Source organism: Paraliomyxa miuraensis (assembly GCF_026337845.1).
Lineage (GTDB): Bacteria > Myxococcota_A > Polyangia > Nannocystales > Nannocystaceae > Paraliomyxa > Paraliomyxa miuraensis.
This window is the reverse complement of the sequence record NZ_JAOVZF010000135.1, coordinates 68,552-82,362: the sequence shown is the minus strand read 5'-3', so window position 1 is coordinate 82,362 and position 13,811 is coordinate 68,552. Positions and strand designations below refer to the sequence as shown.

Genomic DNA, 13,811 nt, shown 5'->3' with positions numbered 1-13,811 from the left:
ACGACAGCGCTTCGTCGTGCGATCGACCTCATTCGTCGCAATGGTACTGCGCTCGGTGTTGACGAAGACCTCGAGCGCTCACTAAACCATTGCGATCAGCTTCACGATCACCTCCTCGCTCCGTTCGCCCCTTCGGTCCGGCACCCACCCCTCCCCCGGCACGCGCCCATCGACCCCACCGCCTATCTCCGTCCGCCTCGCCTCGGCATCGCCAGCGGGCTATCGCTCTCCAAGATGCTCCTCGTCCGCGTGCCCAAGAAGCCGGGGCCGGCGGTGATCATGGCGGCCAAGGCCCTCGCGGCGACGGTCGTCGCCACCGAGGCCGACTGGAAGGTACGGGTCGAGCAACGGCCGGCCAGCAAGGCGCGAGCGGCCGATGTCCGCCTCGATCGCGCATGGTCGGTGGTGCAGCGCCGGCTCGTGGATCACGAGGCCTTCGCCGCCGACGATTCCGATCGCCTCCGCAGCACGGCGCTCGCCCTTCGCCTGTTCCCCGGCGGCCTGTCGTTCACGCAGCTCAAGTTCGTCGAGGAGCACGCGAAGCCACACATGACGATGACTATGCCCTGCCCGAGGATGCCCCGGCCCCCGACGCTCCGGTGCCGGCGGTGCCAGAGGAGTGAGCGACGAGGCCGACGCAGATCATGGCGGCAACGAAGGGCCGGGCGCATGCGCTCGGCCCTTCGTGCGTCCTGGCCATGCTCGATCCTGTTCGCGTAGCGAGGCGAGCTGGGTCGATGGCGCCAAGTCTCGTGATTGCTGCGCAGCGCTGGCGACGACTCGAACCCTCGCGTAACGGCGCAGAGGATGGTCAGCCGGCTTGCCAAGGATGGCCACACGGGTTGGCGGTCGAAACGGGCAAGTGCCCGAGTTCACGGAGCGCGAGTGTGCACCGAAAAAGTGACCGTTCATGTCTGTTCTCATTTGACCAGCTCATGAACGTGCCGTAGCCCGCCCATGGTCACTCGAGGGCGCTGTGCTCTCGAGCCGGCCCGCCAGATTCGTCATCCAGCGAAGCCTTCGTCGTGGTACGACGGGTGGTCTTTCGGTGTGCTCGTTGGAGGATCCATGCCGATTCGTTCTCTTGGCGCCACGCTCACGATCGCCACGCTCGCGCTGCTGTTCGCTTCGGCGTGCGGCGGTGGCCCCTCCGCGGTCGAGGTCGCGCCACGCGGAGGCGTGGCACCGCCACCGCCAGCGCCACCACCCCCGGTCACGCTCGCGGACGAGGTCGAGCAGCTTCGCGGGCAGGCCGTTGTGTTCGATCCTTCTACGGAGGTCGGCACGCTGCCCGGGCGCTCCGGGGTCACGCCGACCGGCCAGGCCGTCTACTCGATCCCGCTCGACGTCGCGCCGGGCGTGGGGTCGATGACGCCGGAGTTGTCGCTCGAGTATCGAAGCACCACGCAAGACGGTCCGCTCGGCGTCGGGTTCTCGCTTGGGGGGATCGCCCCGCCGATCCGTCGCTGCAACCGCTCGCTCGCGCTCGACGGTACGAATGGGCCCTTCGAATTCGAGCAGGCCGATCCGCTTTGTTGGGGCGACGAGCGCCTGGTGCTGGTTGCGGGCGTGCATGGCCTCGACGGGGCGGAGTACCGCACGCGTCGCGATCCCTTCGCCAAGATCGTCCAGCACGCCGATACCCACGCTCGCGACAGCTACTTCGAGATCTTCACCAAGGATGGCCGGATCCTCACCCTGGGCCAGTCCGGTGCCATGCTGTTTCACGAGATCGACGGCGATCCCGTGCCGTGGGTCTGGGCGCTGCGCCACACCGAGGATCGCTTCGGCAACGGCATCGAGTACCGATATCACGCTCCCAAGCCCGCCCGGGGGCTCCGATGCGTATACGTTGCGGCTCGACGAGATCGCCTACGCGGGCAAGGGCTCGGAGGCGAGCCGACGACACGTTCGCTTCGACTATGTCGCTCGCACCGATGTCTCGTGGGGCTACGTGGCGGGCGTGGTGCAGGGTCGCACCGAGCGGCTCGAGACGATCACCGTCGAGGGGCCCTACGCGCAGGTGATCGCGACCTACGTGCTGAACTACGATGTCGACCCGCTCTCCGGCCGCAGCCGGATCGAATGGGTCAAGAAGTGCGATACCGCGGGTGCATGCCTGCCCCAGACCACGTTCGAGTGGAGCGCTCCGGGCGGGGCTGCGGGTTCGCTCTCGATGAGCTTCGTCCCGTACGGCGTGTTCCTCGGGCCCGACGCCGAACTCGTCGACGATCCGGTGCCGTTCGCCAGCTCGCCCACGCGGCTGGTCGGCGACTTCGACGGCGACTCCGATCACGACCTGCTCTACTTCACCGACGCGGGCTGGAGGATTTGGGACGGCACCTCGCAGTTCGACCTGCTCGACACGCCGGTCGTCGTGTCGTGGCCCACGGTGCTGCCCGAGGGCGACGCGTACGTGGAGGCGCTCATCGAGGCCGAAGTGGACGCGGCCCTGGCCGCGGTGCCAGACGACGAGGAACTCACCGCCGAGGAGGAGCAGGCCCTCGTCGATGCCGCCGCTGCGGTGCACCTCGACCGGCTCCAGCCGGGGTTCTCGATCATGGTGATCGAGGCCAACGGCGATCTACGCGATGATCTGCTGATCCCCCGACGCGACCTCACGGGCGGGCCATGGGTCGACGCATGGGGGTACCGTTTCGCGCAGGACGTGGTCGTGGCCGTCGCCGCCACACCCGAAGGCGAGTCCGCCCCGCCCGGTTTCAGCGAGCCCGTGTCGTTCGTCGAGGAAGATGCAGGGCTCACGAGTGCGCCGATCTACACCGTGGTCCCGCTCGATCACGACGGCGACGGCCTGACCGATCTGTGGTTGTGCCAGGGCGACGGCTACAAGAGCGGGCGCTGGGTGCTCGCCAAGCGCGGCCCCGACCCGGCCGCGGCCTCGGGCCACTACCACTTCACCACCTACGACAGCGGCGTCGGCTGCTCGGTGCACGACGAGCTGCTCGTGACCAGCCTTCGGGGTGGTCGACAGGAGCTGTTGGTGGTTCCTGCCTACGCGACGGGTCCCGGCATGCCGGTCCCGGCCGACTTCGCGAGCCCGCAGGCGTATCACGAGGAGTACCTGCCGCTGTCCGAGGATCAGCGCACCGACTACCTCGCGCTCGCGTTCGAACCCGGTGGTCCTCCCGGCTCGCTGAAACCCACGGGGCTGCCGCGTGATCAATACCAGCGTTGGCACGACCGTCGCTGCCGCAACGGCCTGGCGGGCGCGGCCTTCGGTCGTCCGCTCGCCAGCGCGGGGCTGGGGCTCGACAAGCTCGCCGACGTCAACGGCGATGGTCTGGTCGACGTCGTGCGCTACGAGCTCGCGTCGGGCGACCACCCCGGCAACCCCGAGCTGCCCCTCGGCCTTCACGACGGCGCGCACTGGGACGACGGGATTCTCTGTGGCAGCGACGTGGAGGCCAACATCCCCACGGTGATCCGCCCCTACGTCAACACCGGCGACGGCTTCGTGCCGGGCTCGCCGATGCATGTCTTCCAGGGCAACCCGCACGCCAACCTGTGGCTCGGCTTTGTGGCCGCGCAGCTCTACGACTTCGATCTCGACGGGATCGTCGACCTCTTGCTGCCCTCGTCGGGCGCGGGCGGCGACTGGACGGCCGTGGTCTCCAACGGTGATGGCACGTACACCGATCATGCCGTGGGAGGGATCCCATCGGGGTGGCCCGCGTACACCGACGACGCCACCTGGCGCGAGCGGACCGAGGCGGCCACGCGGCTCCAGGTGATGACGCTCGCCCCAGCCGTCCACGAGCGCGCGCAGATCACCTTCCTCGGCTACGTCGAGGACAACCCCACCGACTGGCCGTACCTCATCAACACCTTCGCCACCAACTACAGCAAGCCGCACAACCGCGTCACGACGATCACCAACGGGCTCGGGGCGATCGTGGAGATCGACTACGAGACCGTCTCCACGACGGGCGCGCACGGCATCTCGGGCCCGCACACCTACCCGCGGACGGGCGCCAAGGGGGCGATGGCCGTGGTCACCCGGCATGCGACGCAGGCCAACCCGCAGGCCGACCTCGAGGTCGACCGCTACGCCTACCACGATGCCGTGGTCGACGCGTGGGGCCAGGGCCTGCTCGGTTTCGGCGAGGTCGAGCGCTGGCGCGAAGGGCAGCTCGAGCACCACACGTGGATCCGCTACGCCTACGATCGAGACGACCAGCACGCCGACTATCCCACGGCCGGTCGCCCGGTGGAGCAACTCGAGCAGCGCCGAGTCGTCGACGACGCGGGGGCGGTGCAGTACTGGCTCACCCGCACGCAGCAGCAACTCGAGACCGTGGTCGAGCCTCGCCTGGGTGGCGACACGCTATTCACCTACCCGGCACGCCAGGACGTGGACGTGTTCGTGCGGGACGTGAGCTGCACGATCGACTGCGAGTTCAGGCCCAGCGAGCGCTTCCAGTGGCTCACGATCGAGCAGGAGCGCGATGGCCTGGGCACGATCGTCTCCTCGACGACCACCAACGACGCCGAGCAGCGGATCTACGAGGTCGATGCGATGCTCGACGATCAGGCCGCGTGGATCGTGGGCCGTGCCGAGGCGTGGAGCGAGCAGAGCTGCGTGGGTGGTGGGTGTGTCGAGCGTGCTCACACCGCAACCTACGATCCGGCCACCGGGGCCGTCACCAGCTCGACCTTTGCTCCCAACGACACGGTGGCGCGGCTCGACACCACGTATGGGTACGACGGCCGTGGCAACGTGATCACGACCACCCTGACCAACCTCCAGGACGACGTTCGCACAACCACCACCACGTGGGACGCCGAGGGCGTGCATCCCGAGTCGATGATCAATGCGGCGGGGCACGAGAGCTGGGTGATCCACGAGCCCGGCACGGGGGTACCCGTCGCCGAGGTCGCCGCCGACGGGGTGACCTGGGTGCATCGCTACGACGGCTTCCTGCGACCCACCCGGCACGAGCGACGCGTGTCGCCGATGGGATTGCCCGATGGGCACGTGACCACGATCGAGTACGCGCTCGGTGGCCCGGTCCACGATGACACGTTCCAGATCGAGTCGGCGCTGCGCGTGCGGACGACCGCGCCCGATGGCCAGGAACTCACCACCGACTACGGCGCCACCGGTCACGTGATGCAAGAGGCGTGGTGGGGCATGCAGGCGCTCGACGAGGTGCCCATCAACACGGGCGGCCATGGGGATGAGGTCTACGTCAGCACACTCTACGACGGGCGCGGTCGCGTGCATCGTCGAAGCCTCCCCACCTGGGCCTCGGAGCAGCCGAGCGCCTACATCACCACCGAGTACGACGGCCTCGATCGGGTGACCGACGTCGAGCACCCCGACGGCGACCACGAGTACTTCGCCTACGGACTGCTGGCGAAGGGATTGCAGATCGCCCACACGGACGAGAGCGACGCGACCTCGCTGTTGCAGACGGATGCCGCCTCGAGAGTGGCGGTGAGCATCGATCCCCATGGGACGAGCACCTGCTTCGAGTACGGCGCCTTCGGGGTGCTCGGCGAGGTCCGTCGGGATTGCACCGATCCGCACACGCCCTGGGTCAGTACGTACGAGCACGACGTGGCGGGCCGGATCGTCGCCGAGACAGATCCATCGTTCGGCACCCGAACCCGCCTCTACAACGGCTTTGGAGAGTTGCTCGAGCAAAGCGACGGTGCCGGCGAGGTCATCGGGTTCGAGTACGACGCGCTCGGCCGCGTGCTCGAGCGCCATGACACCGACGGCGACACCACGCACACCTACGACGTCATCAGGCCCGGCCGACTCCACACGAGCGAAGGCCCCGACGACATCCTGACCACCTACGGCTACGACGCCTCCGGGCGCCTGGACACGGTCACGGTGTCCGACCTCATGCTCACGGTGCCCGGGGCGCTGGAGCTGCACTTCGACTACGGGCTCGGCGACAGGTTGCAGACGCTGCACTACCCGTCGGTGGATGGAGACCGTGGCCTGCGCGCCGACTATGATTACGATGGAGCCGGCTATCTGCGCCGAGTCAGGGTTGGCGGCGCCACGGTGCTGTGGTCGGCACTCCAGGCCGACGAGGCCGGTCGGCTCACGCTCGAACGCTTCGGCAATGGTCTCGAAACCACCCGGACCTACGAGCCGCTCACGGGCCTGCCCACCACCGTGCAGACCGACAGTCCCGGCAACCTGGTGCAGAGCCTGGATTACGACTGGCACCCGTGGGGCGAGATCGAGCAGCGCTCCGACCTCGTGAGTGGGCAGCAGGAGGCGTTCGAGCACGACGACCTGCGGCGGCTGACGCAGGCATCGGTCACCGCCGCGCTCGGGGGCAGCGTCGTCGACGTCTCGTACGACGACGTCGGCAACATCACCCACAAGACCGACGTGGGCAGCTACGTCTACGAGGACGGGCGGCTCTTCGCCTACGGCATCGGCGTGCCCGTGCTGATGGGCTACGACGCCCGCGGCAACGTCGTCGACCACGGCGGCCGCACGCTCACGTACACGCCGTTCGACAAGGTGCGGCAGATCGTCGATGGGGCCGAAACGCTCGACTTTCGCTACGACGCGCAGGGCAATCGTTTCTCGCGGCACTCGGCGCTCGAGGACGATCTGACGGTAGTGGTGCAGGGCCTCTACGAGCGGCGCGAGGTCGCGGGCGCGCTACGGCTGACGTACCGCGTGCCCGCGGCCGGGCGCACCGTGGCGCAGATCGTGCGAACGCCAGGGCTCGGGGGATTCACGGAGTTCGGGAAGCCGGCGGGATCCGGGGTGTGGAACGATGCGATCGAATTCCTGCACGACGACCACCTCGGCTCGACCGACGTGGTCACCGACGATACCGGTGCGGTGCTCCGCCGCGCGTCGTTCGACCCGTGGGGCCAGGCCCGCGACGCGGAGGACTGGACGCAGCCGATCGACGAGGACGTGCTCGATCTGCTCGGCGTGGGCTTCACCGGCCACCCCGCGCGGCTCGACGCCGGCCTGGTCGACATGGGCGGTCGCATGTATCACCCGCGGCTCGGGAGGTTCTTCCTCCCGACCCGCTGGTGGTCTCACCCCTCGACGGTCAGGCCTACAACCGCTGGAGCTACGTGCACAACCGGCCGCTCGTGGCCACCGATCCCACCGGCTACGCCGCGAGCTTCGGTGGCTCGGACGACGACGTCCGGGCGCTGCCGAGGCTGTGCGGCGCCGAGACCCACTGCTACCGCCCGATCGTCGTGCCCGATCCCAACTCCCCGAGCTCCGCACTGGACTCGTGGAACCGCGCCGTGGCGATGTTCGACGCGTACAACGGCATCGGCCAGGGCGGCCCGAGCCACAACCCACACACGGCCGGCCACACGCGTCACGGCAGCGACGCTGGCCAACCGGGAGGCACACCCGAATTCACGATCCGAGTGACCCCGGACATGTGTGCCGAGATCTCCGCGTGCTCCGGCAGCGTGACCAAGCGCGGCCCGGTCTACATCTGGGACGCCCCGATCGACGACTGGGCCCGCACCGCGGTCGACATCGGGACCGACTTCATCCCCATCGTGTCGACGCTGAAGTCGGTGTACGATGCCGTCCAGCGGCTCGACAATGGCGAGGACACTTTCGACGTGCTCATGTCCTCCGGGGCGGAGGGGCTACTCGGCCTCATCCCCGGCGGCAAGGCAGGCAAGCGACTCGGGGATGCCGTCGATGCGGCCGCGGACGTCGCAGACGCGGCCGGGGACCTGCGGAAGGCGGCGAGGGGCTCCCATATTACGAGTGGCGCCAAGCAAGGGCGCCAGAACCGCGTGGACTGGTTGGAGGTCAACGAGTTTGAGCCGACGCAGCCCAAGCATGTTCGCGGATGGTTGAAGAACGAGCGTAGGCGTATCGAGTCGGGCAATGGCTCGCCTCTACCGAGAAACCCTCCAGGCTACGTTCAAGCGCATGGCCGCTCCACGCCGGCGCGCGAGGGGTTCGACTACAGCAACTCCAGGCTCCAGCATACGGACTTGAACCGACTCGAAGAATCCGTTCGGCGGCGCACGAGGCGCCCATAGGGGAGACGAGCAATGTCCTGGCCCATTGGCATAGATGCGATTCGTGCGACGGAAGAGAACCTCGGAGTCCGGTTCCCCATCGACTTCGTTGTTGGAATGAAGAACCGAAACGGCGGTGAAGTACAGGCCCTCGACGACCTTTGGAGTCTTCACCCGTTCCTGGACACGAGCGACAGAAAGAAGATGGTTCGAACGTCCAACGACATCGTTCGTGAAACCATGAGCTTCCGAGAGATGGAGTGGTTCCCTCAAACCGGGGTCGTGCTCGCGAGTCTGAATGGAAGCTGCCTCCTTCTCTTGCCCGAAGAAGGCGACCCAACCCGGCTCAAGGACGAGGTATTCGTTTGGCGCATGGACGAGGATGGCGTCGAGACCGTCTTCCGCTCGACCGCCGAGATGCTCAATCGGAGAGAGTGACAACCACGGCTGCGGATGCCGCAGCGAACGGGTGGCTGCGAACGCTCTGGGAAAGGGCCCACTGATCAGTCACGGTCCGCTACGACGCCGAGGGCAATCGTTTCTCGCGGCACTTGGCCGAAACCCGGGCCCATTCCCCCGCACCAGCCCCCCGTCCCCCTCGCCACCGCCGAGCTCCGCCACCGCCTCCGGATGCACCTCGAGCTCCGCCACCCCCCCGGGAATCACCAGCGCTACCACCGGCGTCCCCTCGGGGGTCACCTTGCCATCACGATGGGTGATCACCGGCACCGGATGCTTCTGCTCGTGCGCCTCGAGCTCCCGCTCGAGCACCGCCTGCTCCGCCTCGTCGATGCTGCTCCACGCCTGACGCCCGCGGCACTTGGGGAACCTCGAGCACCCCAGCCACGGCCCTCGCTTGCCGCGGCGCAGGTTCAGCGGCGCCTCCCACTTGGGACACGCAAGCTCCGTGAGCAGCGGCGGAGGCACCGGATACTTGATGCCCCCCTTCTTGTCGAGGTTGATGACGTAGGTGGTCTTCGGATAGTCGACCGACGCGAGGAACGGACCGAAGCGACCGTTGCGGATCACCATGTCCGACCCGTCCTCGGGGCAGCGCATGTCGACCAGCTCGGGCAGCAGCGGCCACGGGATGTGGGCGGTCAAGGGGTCGGGTGAGGAGGGAGCCGGTAGGTCTGCCGACGATGGCGGGGTCGGGTGAGGAGGGAGCCGGTGGGTCTGCCGGCGATGGCGAGGTCGGGCGAGGAGAGAGCCGATCGGTCTGCCGACGACGGCGAGGTCGGGGGCAAATGCGGATGGTCGGCCTTCGACCCGACGCGGGGGTGGGGCAACGAGAAACGGGGGCGAGCACGGATCGACACCGGGGTCGGGTGCAGAGAGAGCGGGTCGAGCTTGGACCGACGCTGCGGTCGGGAGCCGAGCGAGCCGGCCGTCCGGGGGGTTGGGCACCGTCGTGTAGCCGCGCATCCTCCGCAAAATCGGCAAACGTGTGCCGATTTGGCGCAACCGCCGCATCCGCTGTGAGGGGGCGCCGAAGGATCGCGGGGAGTATTCGTCCGGGAGAGCATGCTTGCGTCCTGGAAATCGGGTGTCCTGCTCGATTCTCATTTGACCCGCTCAAGCGCGTACGTAGCCCGCCCATGGTCACTCGAGGGCGGTGTGCTCGTCAGCCGGCCCGCCAGATTCGTTGTTCAGTGAAGCCTTCAACCTCGTCCAGAGCCTGGGCTACGACTGGCACCCGTGGGGCGAGCTCGAGCAGCGCTCCGACCTCGTGCACGGGCAGCAGGAGGCGTTCGAGCACGACGACCTGCGGCGGCTGACGCAGGCATCGGTCACCACCGCGCTCGGCAGCAGTGTCGTCGACGTCTCGTATGACGACGTCGGCAACATCACCCACAAGACCGACGTGGGCGGCTATGTCTACGAGGATGGGCGGCTCTTCGCCTACGGCATCGGCGTACCCGTGCTGATGGGCTACGACGCCCGCGGCAACGTCGTCGATCATGGCGGCCGCACGCTCACGTATACGCCGTTCGACAAGGTGCGGCAGGTCGTCGACGGCGCGGAGACTCTCGACTTCCGCTACGACGCCCAAGGCAATCGGTTCTCGCGGCACTCGGCGCTCGAGGACGATCTCACGGTGGTGGTGCAGGGCCTCTACGAGCGGCGCGAGGTCGCGGGCGCGCTACGGCTGACGTACCGCGTGCCCGCGGCCGGGCGCACCGTGGCGCAGATCGTGCGAACGCCAGGGATCGGGGGATTCACGAAGTTCGGGGAGCCGGCGGGATCCGGGGTGTGGAACGATGCGATCGAATTCCTGCACGACGACCACCTCGGCTCGACCGACGTGGTCACCGACGACACCGGCGCGGTGATCCGCCGCGCCTCGTTCGACCCATGGGGCCAAGCCCGCGACGCGGAGGACTGGACGCAGCCGATCGACGAGGACGTGCTCGACCTGCTCGGCGTTGGCTTCACCGGTCACCCCGCGCGGCTCGACGCCGGGATGGTCGACATGGGCGGCCGCATGTACCACCCCGTGCTCGGGAGGTTCTTCTCGCCCGACCCGCTGGTGGTCTCGCCGCTCGACGGTCAGGCGTACAACCGCTGGAGCTACGTGCACAACCGGCCGCTGGTCGCGACCGATCCCACGGGCTACGCCGGGAGCTTCGGCAGCTCGGACGACGACGTGCGGGCGCTGCCGCGACTGTGCGACAGCGAGACCCACTGCTACCACCCGATCGTCGTCCCCGATCCCAACTCCCCGAGTTCCGCGCTGGACTCGTGGAACCGCGCCGTGGCGATGTTCGACGCGTACAACGGGATCGGCCAGGGCGGCCCGAGCCACAACCCGCACACGGCCGGCCACACCCGCCGCCGCGACGACTCCGGCCAACCGGGAGGCACACCCGAATTCACGATCCGAGTGACCCCGGACATGTGTGCCGAGATCTCCGCGTGCTCGGGCAGCGTGACCAAGCGCGGCCCGGTCTACATCTGGGACACCCCGATCGACGACTTGGCCCGCACCGCGGCGGACATCGGGACCGACTTCATCCCGGTCGTATCGACGCTGAAGTCGGTGTACGATGCCGTCCAACGGCTCGACAATGGCGAGGACACCCTCGACGTGCTCATGTCCTCCGGGGCCGAGGGGCTGCTCAGCCTCATCCCCGGCGGCAAGGCTGGCAAGCGACTCGGGGATGCGGTCGATGCGGTGGGGGACGTCGCTGACGCGGCGGGCGACGTCCATCGAGCGACAAAGGGGAACGTCCTCAAGCGCGATCTCACACAAGGGCCTCATGCGCCGGATACTCCGATTGGGAAAGTCATCGACCGTGCACAAAGCACGAAGAAGCCACAAGGGCGTTGGACATCCGTCGACGCCGCAGAGCGTGCCGCGGGCAGAGCGACTCCCGGTCAGAAGACCGTCCCAATCTCGCCTGGAGACGGGCAAGTCATCCATGCACTACCAAACGGAGGGGTCATGATTCGAGAGGCAACCCAGGCCATTACGGTTCCCAAGAAGGGCGGAAGACAACCTGTTTGGCACACGTACCCGATTGAGTAGGTCCAATGGGAGCCCCCCTGGTTGGAAACGCATTCACGGTCGCGTTCGACACGCGGGCGATCACTGCTGAGCACCCGATTACCATGTCGGGTCCAGAGATCATGGACCGGATGGTAAAGAAGGGCTTGATCGCCTTTCAGCTTTCCTGGGAGCGAGTGTTCGTAGCCCAGCTTGCCGTGGAGGACGACATCGTCTTTCTGTGTGACGCGCTAGACGACCTTCCCGGCCTTGTCGCAGGGCAATATCCGCATTTCGTGCACATCGGGGACGGAGAGTTGGAAGTTACGAGCACTCTCGTCCAGGACGAAGTTCGTATGAATGTCCTGCACACACCTCACCTGGACCGCCGATTCCTTCACCAATATACCTTTACAGCACTATTGAAGGATTATGTGTCTGCGTGGAGATCTCTTGTTCATCAACTCGAGATCCACGCGACGTAGCGAACTAGCAACGCCGTTATTGCCAGGTTCCCTGACCGCAATTTTCCAGGCATCGGCCCTGCGGCAGCGGAGTAGCTCGCACACTTGGTCTTCCCGGTCTGGGCAACGAATGTTCGCACGGGTGCCAGCTCGCAATACAAGGCCATCGGTTGCAGCGAAGGCGCAGCCAGGTGGCATCTGCAAGGCGGCAGCCTTGGTCAAGAGGGCGTCGCGAACATCAAGTACGAGATCCGCCAATAAACTCACCACGGCCGCGCGGACCCGTGGTATTCGATGCTCGCATGACCATGACCCAGGACGAGATGATCGCTGCCTTCGAGGCGCTCTGGCGTGATCTGGGGATCGACCCCGCCGCGGCCGCGGACGCCTCCGACTGGTGGTCGACCAACCTCGAGGGACGGACGGTCCAGGGCGGCGTCCACCACGACGACATCCGGATCTTCATCAGCGTCTCCGACGTCGACGTCGACGCCGACATCGACGCCCTCTACGCCGACATCGCCGCCAAGAATGCGGCCCTGCCCAAGAGCGCCAACGTCGGCTACGTCGAGGAGGACGGCTACATCCAGGTCCGCGGCCTGATCCCCCTCGCCGACGTCACGCAAGCGGGGATTCGCGCGCTCTTCAAGGCGTGCATGACCGTGGCCGACTCGGACGCGGCCGCGGCCCTCGGTGCCAAGTACCAGTCCTGGTGATCGGCGCTCGCTCCTAGAGCAGCTTCTCCAGCCCGATGTACTCGAGCTGATGCGCCTCGGCCACGGGTGCGCACACGCACGCGCCCTTGTACGTGTTCAGGCCGCGCGCGAGGTGCACGGAGGCCCGAGCCGCGGCCTCGACCCCGTGACCGGCCAGGGCCAGCGCCCACGGCAAGGTGGCGTTGGTCAGCGCGGTGGTGGAGGTCTGCGGGACGGCGCCCGGCATGTTGGCCACGCAGTAGTGGACCACGCCCTCTTCCACGAAGGTGGGGGCATCGTGCGTGGTGGGCCGGCAGGTCTCGATGCAGCCGCCCTGATCGACGGCGACGTCGACGACGACCGAGCCATCCTCCATCGAGCGCAGGTGCTCGCGGGTGATGAGCCTGGGCGCCGCACCGCCGGGCACCAAGACGGCACCCACGACCAGATCGGCCTGGGCCACCTCGACTTCGATGGCCCCCGGGTTGGAGTAGAGGGTCTCGATGCTGTTGCCGAACACGTCCTCGAGGTAGTTCATGCGCTCGGCGCTGACGTCGAACACCGTCACGCGTGCGCCGAGGCCGATGGCGATGCGAGCAGCGGCCGTCCCCACGACGCCGCCGCCGAGGATGACCACGTGGCCGCGACGCGTGCCCGGGATCCCGCCGAGCAGCAGGCCCTTGCCGCCCTTCTCGCGCTCGAGACAGGATGCACCGACCTGCGAGGCCATGCGGCCCGCGATCTCGCTCATGGGACGCAAGAGCGGCAGCCCGCCGGCATCGTCGGTGATGGTCTCGTAGGCCACGCCGGTGACCTTCTTGGCGAGCAGCTCGCGGGTGAGCTCGGGGAACGCGGCGAGGTGCAGGTAGGTGTAGAGCACCAGCCCTTCGCGGAAGAACCCGAACTCGGCGGGCAGCGGCTCCTTGACCTTGATCACCATGTCGGCCGCCCATGCGTCGGCCGCATCCTCGGCGATGGTGGCCCCGACGGACTGGAAGGTCTCGTCGGAGAAGCCGGAGCTGATGCCCGCGGTGCTCTGCACCTTGACCTGGTGCCCGGCCGCCACGAGCCGACGCACGCCTTCGGGGTTGATGCCCACGCGGTACTCGTGGGTCTTGATCTCTTTGGGGACGCCAATCAGCATGACAAACACCT

Annotated in this window: 9 protein-coding genes and 1 pseudogene; 7 read left to right on the top strand and 3 right to left on the bottom strand. The window is 67.6% G+C overall.

The genetic code is table 11. The features are described from left to right. Positions 1-219: 219 nt before the first annotated feature. Positions 220-537, bottom strand: a complete 318-nt coding sequence (locus OEB96_RS05645) for a hypothetical protein (RefSeq protein ID WP_266214411.1) — start codon at positions 535-537, stop codon at positions 220-222. A gap of 420 nt (positions 538-957) precedes the next feature. On the opposite strand from OEB96_RS05645, the pseudogene OEB96_RS46610 reads away from it, so the two are divergent. The 4 genes and pseudogenes from OEB96_RS46610 to OEB96_RS05625 form a co-directional block, all read left to right on the top strand. Beyond that, a pseudogene (locus OEB96_RS46610) lies at positions 958-1,758 on the top strand (SpvB/TcaC N-terminal domain-containing protein); the annotation flags it as partial. 94 nt (positions 1,759-1,852) lie between these two features. After that, on the top strand, positions 1,853-7,399 hold the full coding sequence (locus tag OEB96_RS05635) for an RHS repeat domain-containing protein (RefSeq protein WP_266214409.1): 5,547 nt from the start codon (positions 1,853-1,855) through the stop codon (positions 7,397-7,399). Between the two features lie 41 nt (positions 7,400-7,440). Next, positions 7,441-8,031 (top strand): hypothetical protein, encoded by a 591-nt coding sequence (locus OEB96_RS05630; protein ID WP_266214408.1) that lies wholly within the window; start codon positions 7,441-7,443, stop codon positions 8,029-8,031. 12 nt (positions 8,032-8,043) lie between these two features. After that, positions 8,044-8,448 (top strand): SMI1/KNR4 family protein, encoded by a 405-nt coding sequence (locus OEB96_RS05625; protein ID WP_266214407.1) that lies wholly within the window; start codon positions 8,044-8,046, stop codon positions 8,446-8,448. A gap of 69 nt (positions 8,449-8,517) precedes the next feature. On the opposite strand, the gene OEB96_RS05620 is transcribed toward OEB96_RS05625, so the two are convergent. Next, entirely contained in the window at positions 8,518-9,114 is a 597-nt protein-coding gene (locus OEB96_RS05620; protein WP_266214406.1) for a DNA topoisomerase family protein, read from the bottom strand. A 541-nt stretch (positions 9,115-9,655) separates the two neighbouring features. Here OEB96_RS05620 and OEB96_RS05615 point away from each other — a divergent pair. The 3 genes from OEB96_RS05615 to OEB96_RS05605 all read left to right on the top strand — a co-directional run bounded on the left by OEB96_RS05615 (position 9,656) and on the right by OEB96_RS05605 (position 12,677). Next, positions 9,656-11,539 carry an RHS repeat domain-containing protein gene (locus OEB96_RS05615; protein ID WP_266214405.1) on the top strand — a complete coding sequence of 628 codons (1,884 nt, stop codon included), beginning with the start codon at positions 9,656-9,658 and terminating at the stop codon, positions 11,537-11,539. 5 nt (positions 11,540-11,544) lie between these two features. Further along, entirely contained in the window at positions 11,545-11,982 is a 438-nt protein-coding gene (locus OEB96_RS05610) for a hypothetical protein (protein ID WP_266214404.1), read from the top strand. A 281-nt stretch (positions 11,983-12,263) separates the two neighbouring features. Continuing rightward, the gene (locus tag OEB96_RS05605; RefSeq protein WP_266214403.1) at positions 12,264-12,677 is read left to right on the top strand and encodes a hypothetical protein; all 414 of its coding nucleotides are present in this window, start codon (positions 12,264-12,266) and stop codon (positions 12,675-12,677) included. A gap of 13 nt (positions 12,678-12,690) precedes the next feature. On the opposite strand, the gene ald is transcribed toward OEB96_RS05605, so the two are convergent. Next, positions 12,691-13,800, bottom strand: coding sequence for an alanine dehydrogenase (gene ald, locus OEB96_RS05600; RefSeq protein ID WP_266214402.1), 1,110 nt, complete (start codon positions 13,798-13,800; stop codon positions 12,691-12,693). Positions 13,801-13,811 lie beyond the last annotated feature (11 nt).